The sequence below is a fragment of the Candidatus Paceibacterota bacterium genome, assembly GCA_035583355.1.
In the GTDB taxonomy this organism is placed as follows: Bacteria; Patescibacteriota; Minisyncoccia; order Phycocordibacterales; family UBA6899; genus JAJZQJ01.
Window position 1 is genome coordinate 1 of record DATEZQ010000008.1, and the last position, 22524, is coordinate 22524.

The 22524-nt window shown below is 47.5% G+C and carries 17 protein-coding genes and 3 tRNA genes; 7 read left to right on the forward strand and 13 right to left on the reverse strand.

The features are described from left to right. A partial coding sequence (locus VJ579_03510; GenBank protein HXK38110.1) for an immunoglobulin-like domain-containing protein occupies nt 1-4250 on the reverse strand: 4250 nt, incomplete at its 3' end. Between the two features lie 384 nt (nt 4251-4634). Then, nucleotides 4635-6113 (reverse strand): immunoglobulin-like domain-containing protein, encoded by a 1479-nt coding sequence (locus tag VJ579_03515; GenBank protein HXK38111.1) that lies wholly within the window; start codon nt 6111-6113, stop codon nt 4635-4637. A 459-nt stretch (nt 6114-6572) separates the two neighbouring features. Here VJ579_03515 and VJ579_03520 point away from each other — a divergent pair, with 459 nt between their 5' ends. The 3 genes from VJ579_03520 to VJ579_03530 are packed head-to-tail and all read left to right on the forward strand — an operon-like array spanning nt 6573 to nt 10320. Further along, on the forward strand, nt 6573-8771 hold the full coding sequence (locus VJ579_03520) for a valine--tRNA ligase (protein ID HXK38112.1): 2199 nt from the start codon (nt 6573-6575) through the stop codon (nt 8769-8771). Beyond that, the gene (locus VJ579_03525) at nt 8753-9487 is read left to right on the forward strand and encodes a PrsW family glutamic-type intramembrane protease (GenBank protein HXK38113.1); all 735 of its coding nucleotides are present in this window, start codon (nt 8753-8755) and stop codon (nt 9485-9487) included. Before VJ579_03520 ends, VJ579_03525 begins: the two co-directional genes overlap by 19 nt. Continuing rightward, the gene (locus VJ579_03530) at nt 9484-10320 is read left to right on the forward strand and encodes an Hsp20/alpha crystallin family protein (GenBank protein ID HXK38114.1); all 837 of its coding nucleotides are present in this window, start codon (nt 9484-9486) and stop codon (nt 10318-10320) included. Before VJ579_03525 ends, VJ579_03530 begins: the two co-directional genes overlap by 4 nt. 77 nt (nt 10321-10397) lie before the next feature. Here VJ579_03530 and VJ579_03535 read toward each other — a convergent pair whose 3' ends face one another. The 5 genes from VJ579_03535 to VJ579_03555 all read right to left on the reverse strand — a co-directional run bounded on the left by VJ579_03535 (nt 10398) and on the right by VJ579_03555 (nt 12883). Continuing rightward, entirely contained in the window at nt 10398-10805 is a 408-nt protein-coding gene (locus VJ579_03535; protein ID HXK38115.1) for a hypothetical protein, read from the reverse strand. A 357-nt stretch (nt 10806-11162) separates the two neighbouring features. Next, a tRNA-Gly gene (locus tag VJ579_03540) sits at nt 11163-11233 on the reverse strand. A gap of 263 nt (nt 11234-11496) precedes the next feature. Continuing rightward, nucleotides 11497-11901 carry a hypothetical protein gene (locus VJ579_03545; GenBank protein ID HXK38116.1) on the reverse strand — a complete coding sequence of 135 codons (405 nt, stop codon included), beginning with the start codon at nt 11899-11901 and terminating at the stop codon, nt 11497-11499. Nucleotides 11902-12528: 627 nt separating this feature from the next. Then, nucleotides 12529-12600 (reverse strand) — tRNA-Arg (locus VJ579_03550). Between the two features lie 43 nt (nt 12601-12643). Then, nucleotides 12644-12883 carry a glutaredoxin domain-containing protein gene (locus tag VJ579_03555; protein HXK38117.1) on the reverse strand — a complete coding sequence of 80 codons (240 nt, stop codon included), beginning with the start codon at nt 12881-12883 and terminating at the stop codon, nt 12644-12646. A gap of 65 nt (nt 12884-12948) precedes the next feature. On the opposite strand from VJ579_03555, the gene VJ579_03560 reads away from it, so the two are divergent. From VJ579_03560 to VJ579_03570, 3 genes are all read left to right on the forward strand, one after another. Then, nucleotides 12949-13257 (forward strand): hypothetical protein, encoded by a 309-nt coding sequence (locus VJ579_03560; GenBank protein ID HXK38118.1) that lies wholly within the window; start codon nt 12949-12951, stop codon nt 13255-13257. Between the two features lie 102 nt (nt 13258-13359). Next, nucleotides 13360-13432 (forward strand) — tRNA-Phe (locus tag VJ579_03565). 373 nt (nt 13433-13805) lie between these two features. Further along, on the forward strand, nt 13806-13982 hold the full coding sequence (locus VJ579_03570) for a hypothetical protein (GenBank protein HXK38119.1): 177 nt from the start codon (nt 13806-13808) through the stop codon (nt 13980-13982). 206 nt (nt 13983-14188) lie between these two features. On the opposite strand, the gene VJ579_03575 is transcribed toward VJ579_03570, so the two are convergent. The 5 genes from VJ579_03575 to VJ579_03595 form a co-directional block, all read right to left on the reverse strand. Further along, on the reverse strand, nt 14189-14998 hold the full coding sequence (locus VJ579_03575; protein ID HXK38120.1) for a hypothetical protein: 810 nt from the start codon (nt 14996-14998) through the stop codon (nt 14189-14191). A gap of 4 nt (nt 14999-15002) precedes the next feature. After that, nucleotides 15003-15707 (reverse strand): hypothetical protein, encoded by a 705-nt coding sequence (locus VJ579_03580; GenBank protein HXK38121.1) that lies wholly within the window; start codon nt 15705-15707, stop codon nt 15003-15005. Continuing rightward, nucleotides 15700-16245 carry an RNA polymerase sigma factor gene (locus VJ579_03585; GenBank protein ID HXK38122.1) on the reverse strand — a complete coding sequence of 182 codons (546 nt, stop codon included), beginning with the start codon at nt 16243-16245 and terminating at the stop codon, nt 15700-15702. Before VJ579_03585 ends, VJ579_03580 begins: the two co-directional genes overlap by 8 nt. A 212-nt stretch (nt 16246-16457) precedes the next feature. Continuing rightward, a complete protein-coding gene (locus VJ579_03590; protein HXK38123.1) occupies nt 16458-17588 on the reverse strand; it encodes a replication-associated recombination protein A in 1131 nt (376 codons plus the stop codon). A 123-nt stretch (nt 17589-17711) separates the two neighbouring features. Further along, complete coding sequence (locus tag VJ579_03595) at nt 17712-19592, reverse strand: cation-translocating P-type ATPase (protein ID HXK38124.1); 1881 nt, start codon at nt 19590-19592, stop codon at nt 17712-17714. A gap of 221 nt (nt 19593-19813) precedes the next feature. Here VJ579_03595 and VJ579_03600 point away from each other — a divergent pair, with 221 nt between their 5' ends. After that, a complete protein-coding gene (locus tag VJ579_03600; protein ID HXK38125.1) occupies nt 19814-20494 on the forward strand; it encodes a response regulator transcription factor in 681 nt (226 codons plus the stop codon). 28 nt (nt 20495-20522) lie between these two features. On the opposite strand, the gene typA is transcribed toward VJ579_03600, so the two are convergent. Continuing rightward, nucleotides 20523-22307, reverse strand: a complete 1785-nt coding sequence (typA, locus tag VJ579_03605; protein HXK38126.1) for a translational GTPase TypA — start codon at nt 22305-22307, stop codon at nt 20523-20525. Nucleotides 22308-22524 lie beyond the last annotated feature (217 nt).

Below are 22524 nucleotides of genomic sequence, written 5' to 3' on the forward strand. Positions count from 1 at the left end.
TCAATAGTGACGGTAAGGGCACCATCTTCTGCGTCGAGTGCGGTTGCGCCCTCATCAACATACGTTGTGCCCTGGATCACGTTGACTGGGTTTGAACCAATGACCGTGATAACCGGAGCGACGTTGATGTGTGGTGTCACAACAACTGTACGAGTTGTCGTACCTACGAAGCCAGTAATCTGATCGGTCGCGGTGTAGGTCAATATATATGTTGCTGGAGTGTTGATATCAACTGTACCAGAAACAACAATCGGAGTAGTGACCGTATGCGCACCCGCGACTGCGGTTGCACCTAGCTCATCATAAGCAGTCCCCTGCTCTATTGAAATAGTTGAGGAACCATTCAATGTGACAACGGGAAGCTGATAGACAGTGAAATCAAGCAATGACAGATCGACATATCCCTCTGGAACACCAATACAGCCGGGAGCTACTATTCCAAAATCAGCAGGTGCAACAAGACAGACCGTGTGTGCACCAGTAGCGGGCACAAGAAATGAGAATGCCCCAGAAACATCTGCGGTTGTCGTTGCAATAACTACGTCAGTAGCATCACGAAGCTCGACATTCGCACCAAGAACATAACCTGGATTATTTACATCTGCCGAAGTACCAATGCGCACAGTACCACCGGCGGTAAACTCTGCTTTTGCGGTTACTGTGATTGTACGTGTAACTGGATCAGCAGTGAAACCAGTCATTTCATCAACAACATTGTAGGTGATGATATACGTGCCTGGAACCGCAGTATCCACTATACCGGTAGGCAAAACAGTTGCGGCAAGTGCGCGAGTTCCCGCCATAGCCAATGCACCTGCATCAACATATGACGAACCCTGCACAATAGAGATTGTCGAACTACCATTCAAGGTGATAACGGGAAGTTCTGAAATCGTGAAGTCATTATTCGCAACATCAGATGCGCTTTGTGGAACACTGATACAGCTCGAATCGATGATGCCGAATCCAAGTGGAGCAGCAAAGCAAATATTGTAATCTCCCGCTGCCGTAATCGCAAACGAGTATGCGCCGTTTGCATCTGTGGTCGTCGAAGCGATGACTGTGCCACCTGCATCCTGAAGGTCGACACTCACACCGAGCACATAGCCAGGATTCGTGCTGCTTGCCACAACGCCGATACGCACGCTTCCAGATATGCTATATGATGTATTTCCTGAATTGAGCGGAGTGACAATGACCGTGCGCGTAGCACTTGTCACAAAACCAGTAATTTCATCGGTAACGGAATACGTCACAGTGTATGTACCCGGAGTACTTGGGACATCTGGAGTAATGTTGCCGGTGATATCGATTACCGCATTAATAACGCGGCTACCTGCGAGTGCCGTAGCACCATACTCTATATATAGATCACCCTCAACGATAGTAATCGCACTTCCACCATTCGGCGTAATGACTGGTAGCTCTGTAATAGTGAAATCACTTAAAGTGATGTCTGACGTCCCCTGCGTAAGCAGTACACAACCTGAGTTGATCACACCAAATGTATCCGGAGTTACAAGACACACATTGTGGTCTCCTAAAAGAGGGATTACGAACGAGAACGATCCATTTGCATCGGTTGTCGTTGCTTCGAGAACGTTCCCCATTCCATCCTGGAGTTCAATTGTTGCACCAAGTGCATATACGGGATTAGAGCTTGAGGCTGCAGTGCCGACTCGCACTGTACCCGATGCAGTATATTCTGTAGGAGCAGCTACAACATTAACTATTCGAGTCACCGTTGTCGTTGCACCATTATTGTCGGTGACACTATAGGTCACCGTATATGTGCCAAGCACACCTGCATTTACCTGATCATCAACAATAATCCTAGAGGTGAGGTCACCATCTTCTGCATCCGTTGAAGTAGCGCCTGCATCAACATAACTTGCACCAAGAACTAAATCAACTGGATTAAGTCCCAGAATAGTGATGACTGGAGCAACATTGACGTGTGGTGGCGTATTCACGTTCACGATGCGCTGCGCAGAGGCGGTAAATCCAGTAAGTTCGTCAACGACGTTATACGTAATTATGTATTGACCTGCGAGATTCGTATTCACTACACCCGATGGCGTAACTGTTGCCGCAAGTGTTCGGCTACCCGCGGTTGCGATTCCGCCAAGCTCATCATATGAACCCCCAACAAGGATATCAATGGTTGATGAGCCATTAAGTGTAATAATTGGACGCAATGCAATAGTGAAGTCATCGAGTGTGACATTCGTATTACCCTGCGCTATATCAATACAGCTAAGTCCGATTACTCCATAACCAGAAGGAGCTACAAGACATACACTATGATTACCTGTTGTAGAAATTGTGAAAGAGAACGCGCCACTTGCATCTGTTGTTGTTGTCGCAAGGACTTCACTTGTCATGTCCTTTAACTCTACCGCTGCACCAAGCGCGTAAACCGGATTGAGCGCAGATGCTGCGGTACCCTCACGAAGCGTACCCGTTGCAGTGAATTCAGTTGGAAGTGCATTCACTATGACCGTGCGGACTACTGATACTGCGGCAAGCTGCGTAACTGGATCGACCACATCATAGGTGACTGTATATGTCCCAGGCACCGTCGTGACAATATTCCCTGCCGCGACAATACTTGATGAAATATCATTAACGCCCTGAACTGCAGTAGCACCGAGATCAACATAAGTTGAGTTCTGTAAAATATTCACCGTACTTGAACCGTTCAACGTGATCACCGGAGTCATCGCAACAGTAAAGTCTGGCACGATAATATTTGCGCTCGATGATGCGGCAGTATAACAGTTTGAGCTAAGTGCACTGAATCCAAGCGGTGCTGTAATACATACTGAATAATCAGCAGTTGGAGTATTTACGAGAAACGCACCCGTAGCATCTGTAGTCGTTGTTGTTGCAACATGAGTCACCGTATTGGTGAGCGTAACAACAACACCTGAAACACCTGCATTTGAAGTCGAAGCAACGGTACCCGAACGGACCATTCCACTCATATCGATATACGTAACAGGTGGTGGAGGTACGACTGGAGTGACATTCACGGTACGCACTACGGAAATTGCAGAAAGTCCGTTCTTTGGATCAATGACGTTATAGGTCACTGCATAGGTGCCGACCGTCGTCATATCAACTGTACTTGATGCAACAATGAGCGCAGTAAGATCATCCCGACCTCGGCTCGCAGTTGCTCCGTCATCTTCATAGACAGTGTCCTTTACTACAGAGACAGTCGCATCTCCATTGAGCTGAATAACTGGACGATCAGAAATCGTAAAGTCTGAAAGTGTCACATCATCCGTAGGGTCTGGGTACACGACAGTCTGACATGCTGGAGATGCAGGAATTGAACCGTACTCTACTGCTGGAACCACGCAAGCCTGATAGTTGCCTGGAATAATAAGAAATGAGAAACCGCCTATATATGAAGATGTTGTAGCCACAACAGCATTTCCATTTGAAGTATCGCGGAGCTCGATCATAACACCTGCGATTGCAGGATTATTTATATCAACAGTATCACCCGTGCGTACATAGCCATAGATACTCGTTGCATTGAGCAATGAGTTATCAGAACCAGAACCACCACCACCGCCACCTGCCACAGAGACAACAGTCACTGAGCGAGATGCCGTAGCAACATATCCAGTCACTGTGTCCGTAAGTGAATAGTTAATTGTATAGACAGCGGGCACTGAAGTATTCACTGTTCCAGTTGCTGCAATCAAGGACGTCACATCTGTCGTGTCCTTTAACGCGGTTACACCTGAATCTGTGTATGTTGAATGCTGATCCACAAAGACCATCGCTGGAGTCACCGTGATGACGGGAAGCTTTGATATTGTAAAATCAGCAACCTGTGTGTCGGCGACAGGAAGTGTGATGTCTTGGCAGTTCGTACCACCAGAGAGTAAACCGTAACCTGTTGGCACGGTGAAGCAAACCTTGTAATCAGAAACGGGAGAAACGGAAACCGTAAATGTTCCGTCGCCCGCACTAGTTGTCTGTGTCTGGAGCGAACCGTCAGCATTTGAAATAAGCTGAACAGCAGCACCTGCGTAGCCAGGATTACCAGAAAGCGCAGTATCACCGATGCGCACTGCGCCAGTAATATTTACTGGTGTAGGCGTATCTGCTTCTGCAGTTTTCACGGAAAAAATACCGTGCCCGCTAAATAGGTTCCCGATAAAAATCGAAATGAACGCTATGCTAATAATAAAGCCGACAGGGACTGTCGAAGCGTATGATATTTTTTTCATGGCTATGGTTTAGACACAATCAGGACTAGTACGGTTTATTGTGTTGAAATTCAAACTACCTATTATTCTTAAGGTTGTCAAGTGAAAATATTTAAAGCATGGCTCAAGAGAGCCGTTTTAAAGGACATGTCCTTAAAGGACAGTCTCGAAATTTTGTGTCCTTTATAAAGGACATTTGTCCTTTAGCAATATACTTTTATTTATAGCCATATAAAAAATTAACTAATAGCATTTTGTATAGCATGCGCACTCAATATCGCTCGTTACTGCCTTATCAGTCGATGCAAATTTAATGCTCTGATTTTCTCATGCCGAATGATATTCCCCTTCTTCGAGAAAACTTGTACAAAAAAAATTCACACCAGAGGGTGTGAATTTTTAAACTTACTTAACCTTCTTTGAGTTTGTAGGAATGTCGACAACAGACGCGGTCACCGTCTCAGTCACTTCATCCTCCCCTCGCGTACGGCGATAAAGATAGACTGAGACTGCAAATGCAAACACCCCGAGAAGAAGAGCAAACACTGCTGCAATCGCCGTCATGTTCAGGAAGCTTCTGAAATTATAGAATGCGGTAGCAATATTCCCTTCCTTATTCTCAACAACAGGATCAATCGCCTCAGTTTTCGCAGCCACGGAACCTGATGCACTGATTGAATTACCTTCATCTTTCTTGCCAAATGTTGGCATCACCGCGAGCAAGCTCTGCTTAGCACGATTCCACCATGCACTCAATGCCCCCTGCTTAGTCGTACTTGCGACATCTGCGAGTGATGCGGCGTCGCTCGATGCATATGAACTTCCTTGCTGTCCTAACGCAGCAACACGATAGGTAGCAATTTCCTTCAACTGTGCAAATGTGAGCGGGAACTCATGACCACAATAAATCTCATTAATCTTTTTCTGGGTTGTCATATAGACATTACCCGTATTGCCATCCTTGCCCCAAAGTGAGAGTACCTCCTTGAAGTGTCTATCCTGGAATATACGTACACCACGCTCTGTAGCCTCATCATAAACACCTGTCGCACGCACGCTCATCAGGCCTTCGTAAATGAAGAGGAATGTCTGCAACTTGAGCACTTCAACCTTCTCATTTTGCGCACCCTTGCTCATATAGCTCTTAAGGAGCACACACTCGTTTGCAGTACTTGGTGCAGGGACGCTAGGATTGATGGTTGTAGCTACAAGCGGAGCACCAACAATCACCTTTCGCACCACATCCTTCGTAGGGAAACCTCCCGTTGCCTTTGCGTCGACATGGTAGACTACCGCGTACTCCCCTGCAACCTTCGTATTCACATCACCAGTTGCCTCAACGCCGTAACCATGAATAACTTTGCCATCCTGGCCACGAAGCTCAACGCCCGGGTCCTCATATATTGAACCAGTCTTTACATAAACAGTAGTACCACCGTACAAGAAGATTGTAGGGAGTTTCTCAACAAGAAAACCATCAAGCGCAACAACGCCCACAAGGTTAGTAAGCTCAAAATTGAGTGGTGCCCCCACAGGGATTCCATAACCCACTGCAGGAACGAGAGATACTATATAGTCAATATTCTCAGGTGCGGTAAATACGAATTTACCACCCTCATCCGTAACCGCAGTTGCTTGGAGTGCACCTGAGTGCTTCAGCGTAAGATTCACGGTCATGCCTGGTGCGACAACGCTTGATGAGCTCGCAGATGCGAGAGTGCGGATCGTACCCGAGATGTTATTGGTAATCGGAGCAGAAGCTTCTGCGGCCACTACAGTGGGAAGCACTGTGCTTGTAGCGAGAAAATTTCCGATCGGTGCAAAGAGAAATGCAGTGACAAGAACTGCAGATGAAATTGCACGAGTTGCTGTAGAAATTTGCATGATAATAAGTTGCGAGTTTTAAAGCACAGAAGTAGGAATACCTACAACAGTGTTCCCTTCAAACTACTGCTAATTGACAGAGTGTCAAGAAATAGAAACACACAATTATGGCTTAACTGAGCCAATATAAAGGACATTAACTAAAGGACATACTTACATGCAAACTCCATGAACTGTCCTTTAAAAATACCTTTAATAATGGGCGTTATTCGTGATAAGTAATTATATATACCGAAGAGGTGCGCGCAGACTTCCCTGCATTTCCCCGGACTTGACCTTGGGTTACTTACTGGTTGTATTGAGTTATCCACATTTGTGTACTTATATATTTTGGAAATCTTCCGGCCATTTCACTCCGGGCAACTCTCCTTCTTCAGTACATAAAGGGATCACTATAACAAGAAAATAGCGCCCGAAAAAGCTATATTATCCTTCCTCCTATGCTATAATCATTCATATATGAATGAGAAATTCTTGACCCCCTACAACCCCGAAGAGACCGAGGATCGCATTTATGCTGCGTGGCAAAATGCAGGCTACTTCAATCCTGATAAATGTGTTGAATCAGGCGCAACTGCCGCTGATGCTCCTACATACTCAATCGTACTCCCCCCACCAAACGTAACCGGTGTTTTGCACATGGGCCACGCCGCCATGCTTGCCATAGAGGATATCATCGTGCGCTACAACCGCATGACTGGACATCGTACTCTCTGGCTCCCTGGAACAGACCATGCCGCAATCGCAACACAATCGAAAGTTGAGAAAATCATCGAAAAAGAGAAGCTCAATAAGTATGAAATGGGGCGCGAAGCATTTTTGGACCGAGTAAACAAATTTGCCCAAGAGTCTCACGATGTGATCGTTAGCCAGGTTCGCAAGATGGGTGCATCCGTCGACTGGTCACGTGAGGCATTTACTCTCGATGAAAAACGCAACCTCGCAGTGCGCACCGCTTTTAAACGCATGTATGACGACGGCCTCATTTACCGTGGTTACCGTGTCGTGAACTGGGACCCAAAGGGGCAGACAGTTATCTCTGATGATGAAATCGTCTATGAGGAGCGCAAAGCGAAGTTCTATACCTTCAAGTACAGCAAGGACTTCCCTATTGCTATCTCGACCACACGACCAGAAACGAAGGTTGGCGACACCGCAGTCGCCGTCCATCCTGAGGATGAACGCTATGCACACCTTGTCGGAACGACTCATGAAGTTGTCTTTTGTGGTGTTCCCCTTTCTATCAAGATCATCGCCGACACTGCCGTCGAGAAGGACTTTGGGACAGGAGCACTTGGAGTGACCCCTGCTCACTCTGCAATCGACGCAGAAATTGCGCAGCGCCATAACCTCCCAATGATCCAGGTCATCGATGAGAAGGCACGCATGATGGTTGGCGACGACCGTATCAAGGGCAAGAAGGCTGCCGAAGCACGCGAGATTATCGCGCAATACCTCCGCGACGAGAACCTCATTGAAAAGGAAGAGGAAGTAACCCAGAATGTTTCTACTGCTGAGCGCACGGGTGCTATCATCGAACCACTCCCAAAGATGCAGTGGTTCATCGCGGCGAACAAGCAGTTCACAATGAAGCACTCAAAGCTTCAGGGAATCAATGCGGGTGATCAGGTGACTCTCAAACAACTCATGCAGCACGTCGTGCGCGAGGGCGAAATCAGTATTCTTCCTGATCGCTTCAATACAACCTACTTCCGTTGGATTGATAATCTTCGTGACTGGTGTATCTCACGCCAAATCTGGTACGGACACCGCATCCCTGTGTGGTATAAGGGTGATGAGATCTTCTGCGATATTGAGGCACCAGAGGGTGAGGGTTGGACACAAGACCCTGATACACTCGACACGTGGTTTTCTTCTGGACTATGGACATTCTCAACACTTGGATGGCCTGACGAGAACGCAATCGATTTCAAGACGTACCACCCAACACAGCTTCTTGAGACGGGCTATGACATCCTCTTCTTCTGGGTTGCGCGCATGATTCTCATGAGCACATATATACTCGGAGAGATTCCATTCGAAACCGTCTACCTCCACGGCCTTGTTCGTGATGCAAAAGGACAGAAGATGAGCAAGAGTAAAGGAAATGCGACCGACCCTCTTGAAATGATTGCAAAGTACGGTGGCGACGCTGTGCGCATGTCACTCATTGTCGGCACAGGCCCTGGCGCTGATACAAATTTCTCAGAAGATAAAGTGCGTGCATACAAGAAGTATGCCAACAAGATCTGGAATATCTCTCGCTTTGTCATCGAAAAGACCGAGGGTATTACTGTCGACCTCGACAAGCACCCGAAGCTTACCGACAAGGATGCAGCTGCTATCAAGGAGCTCAATGGGGTCATCGAGTACGTAGGTACACATGTGAGCGAATATAAGCTCCATCTTGCCGCCGAACACCTCTACCATTTCACCTGGCACACCCTTGCCGACGTGCTCATAGAGGAACGCAAGGCAATCCTATCTGAGGGTACCGATGAAGAGAAGTATTCTGCTGCCTGGACCTTGCGCACCATACTTGAAACGATACTCAAGCTGCATCACCCTTTCATGCCATTCATCACTGAGGAAATCTGGTCTCTACTTCCTCTCCGCACCTTACCACTTATTGTCACTCCATGGCCTTTGGCGAAGTAACAACAAATACGTTTTTCATCGCTCTACTGCTCGGACTCGTTCCGTCTCTTTTCTGGCTCTGGTTTTGGCTCCGTGAAGACCGGCTCCACCCGGAACCCAAAAGCATGATTATGCTCGCATTCCTTGGTGGTATGGTTGCAACGATGCTTGCTTATCCACTGGAGCGGGCCGTAGCAGATATTGGATTAACCGAGCAACAACGGTTCATGGTTTGGGTAGTAATGGAAGAACTGCTCAAGTATGCGGCACTCTTCTTCCTAGTATTACGTAGTCCTTACTTCGATGAGCCGATAGATGCGGTGATTTACATGATCACCATCGCCCTCGGCTTCGCGGCTCTTGAGAACACGCTCTTCATTCTTGGACCGCTCGCTTCGGGAGATCAAGCAACTGCAATGAATCTCACCGCGCTTCGCTTTGTTGGCGCAACGTTGCTTCACGTAGCATCTTCCGCTCTTGTCGGCATCGCAATGTCCTTTGCTTACTTCAAGGTAAAAGGCCATCGTATTCTTTTCTCAGTCTCAGGTATACTTGCAGCAATCACCCTGCATGCGATCTACAATCTGTCGATCGTCGAAAGCTCTGACCCAAGTACCGTGTATAATATATTCATTGGACTTTGGGTTTCTGTCCTTGGGGTGCTCTTGGCCTGTGAGCGCATTAAACGACTTCCACCTCGAACGCATCTCTCGTTTCCTAATCTAAAACGCATATGAGAAATACAAGCTTTTTCGAAAAATTAACCGGATCACTTCGTCTCACTGACGATGACCTTAAAGCACTCAATGAGCACGCTGATGGATCTAGCGAAACAGTATCTCCCGCTACAACTCCAAAAGTGACTCTTCCGAGTGCATATGATGATAATACGATCATTGAAGAAACAGATGAGGATTTTGAAATCCCTGATGATGCTGAAGTGGAAACCGTAGAGGAAGTCATCGAGGACGACTCGATTGATAGCGAGGAGATTGAGGAATACTACGAAGAGATCATCGATGAAGAAGAACCGGCGAGACACATGAAACTTGTGGATTTTGAGGATGAACCACAAATCAGAAACACCGAACAAGAAATCGAGGAAGAGGATGTTGAGGAAACGGACGATGATGAGGATTATCCGGTCTTCAACATTGAACACGAAGAAGAGCCTGAAGAAGCTCCACAGAAAATTCTCGATTATGATTCTCGTGCAATCGAGAAGAGTCCTCGACCACAGCGCCCAACACTTCCAATCGACATGTATGAGCTCCATCATGAGATAATCATTCGCACACTTGTGCCTGGAATTACTCCTGAAAACCTCAAGGTTTCAATCACTCGCGACCATGTCTCTATCTCAGGAACACGCCCTGCTCCTGATGGAGTGCCAAGCAAAAACTATTTCGAGAGAGAGGTTGAATGGGGAGAATTTTCTCGCATGATTGAACTTCCAACAGAAGTTGATGTCGAACATGCAGAGGCAGTTGAAAAGTATGGCCTACTCGTCATTCGACTTCCAAAAATCGATTCCATGAAGACTCAGGAATTAAAAGTGAAATCGGTCTAAAAATACAACGACTTCGGTCGTTGTATTTTTATATACAAAAACTCAGTACATTGCTGTACTGAGGAGAATATGGTCACTTATTTTTTCTGCAGCGAAGCAGCTGCCTTAAAACGAGATTTGAATTTCTCATATCGCTTACGAGTGTCCTCATTCGCAAGGAGCTGTTCCCTATTACGAATCTCGCGCGGGAGATTTGATGGAAGGCGTGCAATGAACTGTGAGGCAGTGAAGTCGCGATCCAACCCACTTGAAAAGCGATTGATATAATGGGAGCGGAAGTGTGCATAGCCCTCAACACTATCGAGTGACAGGCGAATGATGATTCCCCCAAAGTATTCCTGTGCAAGCAGAGCAACAACTGCACAGTGCCCCGAAAGCGGGTTATGTGAAGACCAAGTTTTTGCGTCAGCACTGGTATCACGCGCACAGATGTTGAGAATTATCTGAGAAAAGAGGCGTGGAGTTATGAGCTGATGAGCATGCATAGCTACTCCATACATGTACAAGTCTAGATATAGGATAGCAGAGGCAAGGAGGAAATGCTAATAGAAACAAATACTAAGTGCGGGTAGGGAGAATCGGTCCGAGTCTCTAAGTGTTTTAGGTACCCTGCGCCCAAAAAGCACTGGGAGATATCTCACGAACTTTGTTCGCGCACCCTAATGGGGCCCGCACGACAAAGTTCTTCGAGAACCCACGGTTCTCGACGGTATTCCTTTTGGAAATAGGAATACCTGCTCTCCTAGACGGGGAAGGCTTCCTTCCCCGACCCCCTTTCGTTCGATTCTCCCTTCCCGCACAAAAAGAAAAAACAGAGGCTTTCGCTCTGTTTTTTCTTTTTGTGCGGGTAGGGAGAATCGAACTCCCGACACCTGCTTGGGAAGCAGAAGTTTTACCACTAAACCATACCCGCATACTTTTATTCTAATACAGAACCTTTGGTTCTTGAAGCAGAAGTTTTACGATTAAGAACGTCGCTTCGCGAGCCAGGCGTTCTTGCCTCATAAGGAATCGCCTCCGCGATTCACATCAACTCAAGGAATTGCTGCGCACTTCCTCTTTGAGGTAAACCATACCCGCATACTTTTATTCTAATACAGAACCTTTGGTTCTTGAAGCAGAAGTTTTACGATATCACAGAGAAAACAAAAAACCCTTGCAGGTCTTTGGGGCACATTAGTTTCCAACAAAGACCTTCTTTGTGCGCGAAAGCAGACTAGAGTCCTTTATTTCGGTTGTTACCGACTGTTCACCCTTAGGATCTTTCTTGTCGGTAGTAATTACCATAACATTTTCACCTGCGCGTGCAACCATGTACTGCTCGCGGAAAAGCTCCTCCTGGCCTCTGGCGGTCTTCAGACGCTCATTTTCTGCACGCAATGCCTCTTCACGTGCCTTCATACTCACCAAATCTTCTTGGGCTCCAGCATACTTGTCAGCCTGTTCGGTATGGATGCGATATGACTCCGCCGTCCCACGAATAGACAGAAAAGTCAAAATTGCCAGTACGAGAACAACCGGCATTGAGAAAAGAGCCCTCGTTGCTTTCCTTTTTGCGCGATAAGGTGGCACAGTTGGCATATCTGTAGTATACTACAAAAACTAAATAATCATAGATATGTCAGTCACACTCTTTCGAAAGGCACAGAGCAAATGGGGTAAGCGCGTATTTGGCGTCCTCGGCGTCCTTGTGGCAGGTTCAATGATCCTCGTCTACGTCGCACCATTTTTTAACTAGGAAAAATGAGAGAAGCCAGCATGGGCATGCTGGTTTTTTGATACTTCAGGGCTTTGCCCTGGCAGGAAATCTCACGTCGCGATGCGGCGCACCCTAAAGGGGCCCACACCGCCCTGCTCCTTAGGAACCCACGGTTCCTAACGCTTTCTTTGAAGACAAAGAAAGCTGTGCTCCTCCACGGGGAACCTCCCCGTTCCCCGACCCCCTCGACGGTTCGATTTCTGCTAGGGACTACAAAATGCAAAAGACTAGAGGCTTCGCTCTAGTCTTTTGTATATTTTGTGCCCCTAGCAGGAATCGAACCTACATCTACTCCTTAGGACGGAGCTGTTCTGCCGGAAAAATCAAAAACCATACGAATTTTGTATGGTTTTTGATTGAGTTGATGTGGCGCGCGGTGGCACGACATCTACCGGCAAGAACGCCTGGTGCCCGGAGGGCCGTTCTTATCCATTGAACTCTTCTTATTGTGCCTCCAGCAGGAATCGGACCCACATCTACTCCTTAGGACGGAGCTGTTCTATCCATTGAACTATGGAGGCAAGAGCAAGCCCCGTGGGGCTTGCTTAAATGTAACACTACAGACTATTCAGGAATATTCAAGAGTCCTGCCACCTTTGGCTTATTGAAACCAACAATGATTTCACCATCGATATCAATAACTGGAACACCCATTTGACCTGACTTCTTCACCATCTCCTCGCGCTTTGCAAGGTCGGTACCAACATCAAACTCCTGAAATGCAATATTGTTCTTCGTAAAATACTCTTTTGCTAATTTACAATAAACGCAATACTGCGTTGAATATATAGTAACTGATTTCATGATCGAGAAACTAACGGGTAATGCTTGTATTCTAGCACAGGATTTTCGCGTGGTATACTATCAATATGGAAATGCAAGATCAGCGAATTGAGCGCATATTGCAGCTCACTGAGGAGACAAACAAGATTGTGCGTGGCATGCGCAATCAACACCGTATGTCCTCACTATTTAGAGTGATATATATTGTTGCATTTGTATATGCCTCATGGTGGGGTTATCAGCAAATGCTCCCTTATCTTAACCAGCTTAAGTCAACCTATGCGCAAATCAATGAGCTTAATAGGACTGCTCAGGAGGCAAAAACGACCGGCTCAGCTGAGATTCAAAAACTCCTCGATAGGCTTCCAAGTACTACCAAACCGCCTACGAAGTAGCTCGGGTACAGAGTCCTAAAATCACTTGAAAAACTCCCACAATAGTGTATACTCGAAAGACCTTATTTATTAAGGTCTTTCATTTGCAGAAAATGAATAGGCGCCGAGGTAGCTCAGTTGGTAGAGCGCCCGCCTGAAGAGCGGTAGGTCACCAGTTCGACCCTGGTCCTCGGCACAGCAAAATAAAACCCCTTCCAGGGGTTTTGTTTTATTCTGTGCTTCGAGGACCAGGGTCGAACTGTGAAGGGGTCGGGAAACGGGAGTTTCCCGCGGAGGAAGGCAGGAACCATTCCCGCAATGGTTCCGTCGGAAACCGTGGGTTTCCGAAAGACTTTGCCGCGCGAGGCTCCTCCGGAGTGCGCGAGCAAAGTCTTGTTCGACTCCTGTCCCGACACAGCGTGTCGCCCTTATCCTCTTCCCGTGCGGGCCCCTTTAGGGTGCGCCGCATCGCGACGTTCGACTCCTGTCCCGGCATCGTAAATCTCCATTCTTGCAACTAAATCATTTAAGTGTATTGTAACCTCAGTTCACCCACAGGGAGTGTTTTTATGGATTTCAAGGATTTCGTTACCAAGGCGCTCGAGAAAAAACCACAGTTGCTGGAACTGCTCGCCAGGGAGTTTCAGGTTGCAAATAGCACGGTTTTACGATGGGCGACGGGTGCTGCAGTTCCGCACCCGAAGACGCAAGAAACCATCCGCCGGTACATTATTGAACACTCCTGAATCATATATTTTCAATAGCCCCTCGCGCGGGCTATTTTTATTGCCTCGCTTAAAATATTTTCAAATTCTGCAAAAGCAATTATTACTACATTATTCAAGTAGTTGAGCAGCGCTTTGGTTAAGGCACGCCTCCCCTTTCCGCCTAAATATATTTCGATACTATAATAGTTAGCAATCAAAAACCCACACATCTGTGTGGATTTTCTTTAGAATGTCGCAGGAGTACCTGTTGCTGTTTCTGGAGTTGATGTTGCAACCGAATCATCCATTCCCGCAAAGAGCTCTGGGAACTTATCAGTAAGCAACTTCATTTCTGCCTGCATTTTACGGGCATAGTCTTTTTGCAAACGAGCAAGCTCAGCAAGATGCGCCTCACGCGCTCGCTGATCAAGCGTTGTCTTCTTTGCATTCAAAGTCTTTGAGAGTGCAGTTTTGGCGTCTTTGAGCCACGCATTATATTGTGCGAGCACCTTCTCGTCATTTGCACCCTTTGCACACTGCCCTTCAGCAAGCGCATTTGCAGCATCAAGGTTATCAATATAACCCGTAAGAGCCTTATCACGCTTTGCACGCTCCCCAAGGGAAGCTGGGCGACTTACACGTGCATACATATCGCGAGCCTTGTCGCTTGCAACACGAAGTTCGCGGATTGCGCGAGCAGAGTTGGTTGCGAAAGAATCAATGGCAGCAAATGCTTCAGGAGAGGTTGCGCGCGCGGAAAGAAACTCAATGAGCGCTGCTCGTGCTGCATCTTCTTGCGCACGATCCTCGGTACGAACCTCACTCAACTTCTTCTTGTCATCCTCGCGCTGAGAATCAATACGCTGCACATCGGCACGGTGCTCAGCAGCACGAGCAGAAGCATCAGCATGAACAGCTTCAGTCACTGTATCAATACGGTCACAGAAGCTCGTTATCTGCACAAGTGTTGTAGAGGCTGTCGTAGTAGCCGTTGTGGTGGCGGTAGTGGTTGCTGCTGCTGGAGAAGCAGTAACAAGCAAAAATACCGCAATCATGATTTTACTGTAGCGGTGCATCGTTTTGGGTGTTATCTGTATTAATCACAACTTCATTCAATGCTGCAAGTTGCGCGTCATAGGTCTCATCAATCGTTGCCTCAGAACGAGCCTCGCGGTCACCGGCACTCGAAATCATAGCGAAGAGCTGTCGTGGGTCATCCTTTGGTACAGGCTGAATTGCAGCAGGAACAACAGAGACTGCCATTGTAGCTGCAACGCGCTTTGCAGACGGAGCAGGCGCCGCAACAGGAGCTGTTTTCGCCGCCATAGCTGAAACGGGTGCCTGATCAAGTGCTGAAGTCTCGTTAGAAAAAGTTGCCATCGTAAGCTGTCCATCAGGAAGAGTTGGAGCGATTGGACCCTGTTCCGGACGGAGTGACACTCCAACCATAAGTACAAGTACTGCCATAGGTACCGCAAATGCCATCACATACTTCATGTATGGTGATGGGCGTACCGAAAGGAAACTACGCTCAGATACAGGACTTCCTGCACGAGCAAAGACACGATCAATGATATCCGCACGTGGAAGAATTGAACTACTGAAGAGTGCAGTTCCGTCAAGTGTATCCCAGTATTCCTTTGCAGAAGGAGCAAGCATCTCGGGGATGTGCGCAAGGTCAATGGCATGAGGAAAATCCACACCATCGCTGTGTGCGTCAACGAGGCGACAGATCATCGCATCATCAAGTTGTAGATTATTCATTGTCATTTTGTTCTTTGCTTAACACTGCCCGCATCTTGCGAAGTGCACGTGCAACATGTTGCCGTATAGCATCTTCGCGCTTACCAAGTTCTTCCGCTATTTCTGCATAGGATCGCTCACCGTAGAACTTTAGTGCAACGACGTCACGCTCAGTATCAGATAAAGCCTCCATGGCTCTTAGGATATCGTCCCGAACGTCGCCAAGTAGCGCTTCTCTGTCAGTGCGATCGCCGCTATCATGAGCATTAAGGAAATCGGTATCAATTGTGTCAGCTCGCTTTTTCTTGGCTCGGTTAATAATGAGGTTCCTGGCTATAGTAAAGAGATACGGGAGCATCCCCTTACCCTGGTCATTATATCGATCGAGTGCCGCAAAAGCACGGATGAAGGCATCTTGGACGATATCGTCTGCCTCCTCCTTGTCGTTAATGCGAATGTACACGAAGCGATAAAGGGGCGTGGCGTATTCCTCATAGAGGTTCGCGCGCGCTTCCTTATCACCCTGTTTTGCCCGTGCAATCAGCTGCTCGAAATCCATCATCATAGTATACACGATTTTTAGTCTTTGGGCAGGGTGCACCTAGGAAATAATGGCTTCTGGGCTCATTTACGTAACAACTGTAACGTGATTTTGTGACACTTCCCTATGCACAATTTTCATCTATGATACTAAATCCTTGACAAGGTATAAAAATATGGCCCTGTATATGAAAAACCAGCCACTGCTGGTTTTTCGCTCAAAGTCCACCACTAGCTTCCAAGATACTTCTTGTTTTGAAGCTTCTCGGGCATCAGGTCGGTCTTTGTGTAGAGTTCGTACCCCTTACCATAACCCGCATCCTTCATGAGGCTTGTGACGGGATTACGAATGAGGAGTGGCACTGGTAACTCGCCAAGCGTACGGACATCTGACTGCGCTGCACGGAAAGCCTCATAAGAGGTTCGGTCTTTCTTTGCCTGTGCCAAATAGACCGTCGCATGCGCGAGGTTTATTACGCACTCAGGATAACCAATCATCTGACAGGCCTGGAATACCGCATTGGCAACCACAAGTGCCGTTGGTTGCGCAAGTCCCACATCTTCACTCGCGAAGATAATCATGCGTCGCGCGATATACAATGGGTCTTCCCCACTCTCCGTCATACGTGCAAGGTAATAGAGGGCCGCATCGGGCTGACTCGCGCGCATACTTTTTATAAAAGCTGAAATGATGTTGTGATGTTCCTCCCCACCCTTGTCATACTTCAAGTGCCTCGACTGGACGGCTTCCTTAAGGTGATCAATTGTCACCGTACCGTATAATGCGAGTGTTGCATCAAGAATCGTGAGCCCCTGACGCGCATCCCCACTAGCAACCGCGATGAGCCAATCGAGTGCATCGTCAGTCATATCGGGGACTGCTCGTAAGAAGAGTTTGCGCATGTCTTCCTCAGTATGATTCTCAAGTACAAACACACGACATCTCGAGAGCAATGCGCGATTCACTTCGAAGGATGGATTTTCTGTCGTCGCACCAACAAGAGTGAGCACACCTTTCTCAACAAAAGGCAAAAGGTAATCCTGCTGTGCCTTATTAAACCTATGAATCTCGTCAAGAAAGAGTACTTTCGGCTCTCCTTGTGTATCTTCATCAACAATCTTCGTAATATCTCCCTTCCCTGCAGCAACCGCAGAAAGTTCATAGAAACGCGCTCCAAGCGCTTGTGCATAAATGCGCGCGAGCGTCGTCTTGCCGACACCCGGTGGTCCCCACAGAAGGAAGGAGAAGCGCTTCTTCTGCTCTATAGCAAGACGAATAGGCTTTCCTTCTCCAACAAGGTGCGCTTGTCCGATAAAGTCCTTGAGACTCGTAGGACGAAGGCGATTAGCGAGCGGTTCCATGGAGGTATCATAGCAAAGATACGCGATGCAGGGTATATGCGTATGAAGGTAACTAGGAATATGAATACACAAACGCAAAAGACGCAAGCCAGGCCCGCGTCTTTTATGCACCCCAGAACCAAATCACTTTCCCCTCTTGCTCCTAAATAATCGTGAGGAATTAAGGAGCGGGAGAAAGTCAGTACCAAAATTATACGCCGCAGCAAGAGGAATTCCAGCAAAACGAGTGAGCACCAAGAAAACACCAAGCGCATTAGTTACAAACCATATGCCAATATTCCCCCATACAACGCCACGCACACGACGTGCGAGCATAATCATCTCTGGTATTCGTTCAAGCTGATCGGTAAGCACGATGATATCAGCCGCTTCAATTGCAACTGCAGTGCCAATACTCCCCATCGCTATTCCGATATCAGCACGCACAAGTGCTGGCGCATCATTAATACCATCACCAACCATCGCAGTCACTCCCTGCTCAGACAACTCAGCAATTCGCCTCAGCTTATCTTCCGGAGATAACCCAGCGACATATTCCTCAATTCCAAGAGTTGTTGCGATATCTTCTGCAACTTCCTTGCGGTCACCAGTGAGCATAACTGTATGAATCCCCATAGAAGTCAATTGTGCGAGCGCTGTTTTCGCTTCGAGTTTTGGCGTATCTGCGGCGATGATCGACCCGAAATACTTACCCCCAACGTAAACAAGCAAGATAGTCTTTCCGCCGTGCTGATGTATACCGCCAATACAATCCCGCGCATCCCCGTCGAGAACGATTCCTGATGCCTCTAGTGCCCGATGATTACCTACAACGACTTCAGTCCCTTCTGAGCTAATATGAATGCCCGCACCCCTGAGAACCTCTACGTGATCAGGGTCACGAGGTTCTCCAACAACCTTGCATGCCTCTGCATATACTGCCCTACCAATTGGATGTTCAGAAAACTTTTCCGCCATTGCAACGTACTGCCAGAATTGACGTAGTGGTACTCCTTGTGCGAGTTCCACAGAATCGACTGCAAATTTTCCAAGCGTCAATGTTCCTGTCTTGTCAAAAACGACCGTCCGTATCTTTGCCAGAGCCTCAACATGCTTTCCACCCTTGATAATAACTCCGCGTCGCGCTGCTTCTCCAAGCCCAGCCTCCATGGCAAGAGGTATCGCAACGGCTATATCATCGGCGCAAATTATAAGGAAAAATGCTGCGACCATTGCTGGATCACGTGTGAATATGTAAATCAGTACACCAGCAAGCGCCACGATGGGGAGGAATATTCCCGCAAACTTGTCCGCAAAGCGCTGTGCTTTTGACTTCTGTACTGCAGCCGCTCGCATCAACGTAAGTAAACGTGCGAGTGTAGTGTCTTCACCGACTTGTGTCGCACGAATCTTAAGCACTCCACCAGCAAGCAAAGTGGCAGTATACACCTCGGCACCAATAGTCTTCTCCTCTGGCACTGATTCACCAGTAAATGAAGACTCATCAATGATTGCTTCTCCAAAAATGATAAGCCCGTCGACGGGTATACGTTCACCCGCCTTTACCACAAGAATATCCCCAACACGCACGTCCTCGGGACCAATATCTTCAACTATATCACCAGAGAGCTCTCGGTGCGCCACTTCTGGACGCAAGCGCAACAACTCCTCAATAGCATTATTTGCTCGGGACTTTGTACGCCACTCAAGGTAGGAAGCGAAGGTGAGCATGAGATCTATCCATACCGCCGCAGTTGGATGATTAAGCACAAGTGCAACAATAAGCGCAAATAGATTAAATACCTCAATCGTAATCTCTCTGCGATAAAGTTGTTGCACAGAAACAAAAAGAAGTGGGAGAGCACCCAATATAGCAACAGCCCAAATTATATTGTTTACAAAAGATACATAGTCGGAACCAGCAAACGCTTTTTCAAGGATGAGTGCCCCTGCAAGAAATGGAGCAATGAGAAATTCTCTTCTCGGTGAATCAAAAGACTGCCTCACATGAGCAAGCATATTCATTGCTTAATTGTAGCATACGTCACTTAAGGATATAGAAGCAAATGATGCAATTTGGAATTTTCATGTTGCTAAACGAGAAGATAGTAGATATGCGCACTTGTCAAGCAAAGAATTACGTGCCTAAATAAAACAATACTATCATATACTATAGGGTTACTTCGGAGGGCTATTTTGGCGACATACTGGCGCTGGTACAGAATAGTGCTATCCTAAACACCATCATGCGTAATGCCCATATTCTTATTATTGAGGACCACTCCACCCTCCTTCCTTATATTGAAAAGTCGCTTCAAAAAGAAGGTTTCCTTGTGACCTCTATTTCCAATCAACAGAATGCTTCATCGCATCTGAGTGACACTAAATTGTCACTCATTATTCTTGACCGAATACTTCCTAACGCTTCCGGCACAGCACTCGTACACACACTCGCTCAGCAACAACCACAAACACCTATCCTTGTACTCTCTGACGCGCCAGAGAAACTCACCCGTGACGAGCTCAAGAAGTTACGTCTCGAAAATTTTCTTATTAAACCATTTGCTTTTCAAGATTTTCTCTCGATGACGAGGGATATCTTGGAAAAACACGCGGGCCTCGGTGATGAACTTGTTCTCGATAATCTCATCGTAGACACAAAAAATAAGCTGGTAAAGCGTGGCGGTAAAACGATTATTCTTACAAAAAAAGAACACGTGCTTCTCACTTATCTCATGAAGCACCGCGATCATGCGGTCCCTCGCGCGGACTTATTAGAAAATGTTTGGGGAATGCAAATTGACCCCCTCTCAAATACGATAGAGGCGCACATTCTCTCGCTACGCCACAAGATTGATTCCGCAGGTCAGACAAAACTCATCCATACTGTTCCGAAATTCGGATATCGCATGAGCATCAATAAATAAAACCCACACTAAGTGTGGGTTTTATTTATTATTTTCGCTTTGCCTTTGAACGCTCTGTCTCAGAGAGGAGCTTCTTGCGCAAACGGATGCTCTTTGGAGTGATCTCGAGGTACTCGTCATCATCCATGATTTCCATTCCGTTCTCAATACCAAGTACCACAGGTGGCACAAGGTTGATTGCTTCGTCAGAACCTGACGCGCGCATGTTGGTGAGCTGCTTACCCTTCGTTGGGTTCACAAGCATCTGCTCTCCCTTGCTGGTGTTACCAACAATCATACCCTCGTAGACTTCCGTCGTTGGAGTGATATAGATTTGGCCACGCTCCTGGAGATTCCAAAGCGAGAATGCAAGTGCCTTGCCTGACTCCATAGAGATCATAGCACCGGCATTGCGGTGATCGATCTCTCCTGCCCATGGGCGGAAGCCGATGACGCGTGATGACATGATACCCTCACCGCGTGTATCGACAACGAATTGCATACGGTAACCAAGGAGACCACGTGTTGGACCCTCGAAGACCATACGAACCATATTGTCGTGCTGGACCATGTGGGTCATGACTGCACCACGCTTGCCGAGCTTCTCGATGACTGCACCCTGCGATACCGCTGGGACGTCAATCGTCACCTCTTCAAATGGCTCACTCTTCACACCGTCAATATCCTTCACGATGACCTGTGGCTGTGAGATTTGAATTTCAAATCCCTCACGGCGCATGTTCTCGAGCAAGATTGCAACATGGAGCTCTCCACGACCTGCAACCCTAAATGACTCTCCTGATGCAGACTCAAAGTCCACACGAAGACCCACATTAACCTCGAGCTCCTTCTCAAGACGCTCACGGATCTGACGACCAGTAACGAACTTACCCTCGCGACCTGCGAACGGTGAGTTGTTCACGAGGAAATTGAGCTCAATCGTAGGCTCATCCACGGTAATCATTGGAAGCTGCTCAACATCTGCTGAGTGCGCGATTGTTTCACCGATGAAGACATCGGGAATACCCGCGATGATGCCGATGTCTCCAGAGACGAGCTCAGGAACCTCGACACGCTTGATACCACGGAAAGCGAAAAGCTTCGTGATCTTTGCCTTACGTGCAACGCCGTTGTTGATAACGACGAGATTGTCGGCATCCTTCACGACACCATCAACGACACGGACGACTGCGAGGCGGCCCAAGTAGTTATCATATGCGAGGTTGAAAGGCTGTGCACGGAGTGGAAGCGTTGTATCACCATTTGCGACAGGAACGTACTCGAGCACCATATCAAGGAGCGGAGTGAGGTCCTTGCGCTCATCGTCGAGTTTGCGCATAGCGACACCCTCGCGACCGATTGCGTAACAAACATGGAAATTCATCTGCTCCTGAGTAGCACCGAGATCCATGAAAAGTTCAAGGACTTCCTCCTCAACGCGGTGAGGATCTGCTGCAGGCTTGTCGATCTTGTTGATGACAACGATTGGCTTGAGGCCGAGATCAAGTGACTTCTTCAAGACGAAACGTGTCTGTGGCATAGGACCTTCTTGTGCATCGACGATAAGGAGCACGCTGTCGATAGAACGGAGCACGCGCTCAACCTCAGAACCGAAATCGGCGTGGCCTGGTGTGTCCACGATGTTGATCTTTGTGTCCTTGTAGTATGCTGCAGTATTCTTTGAATAGATGGTGATACCGCGCTCGAGCTCAAGTGAGTTCGAGTCCATAGACTCACCTTCTGCAAACATGCCCGTCTGGCGCATAAGCGCGTCGGTCAATGTCGTCTTCCCGTGGTCGACGTGCGCAATGATTGCGATGTTACGAATTTCCATAATAAGTGATGTTTAGAAGCATGGCACAAGGTTCAAGGAAAGCGAGTGGATGAAATTCGAGGAACGGGCAAAATATCGAAGGAGTCGTACATGGAGTACGATGACTGAGATGTTTGGGTGCCCGTGACAAAGAAGTTCGCCTCTCGCTTTTCTTAAATAAAAAAGAGCCAGATGCCATGTATATAATGTCGCGATATTATAGCATGAAAAGTATTGT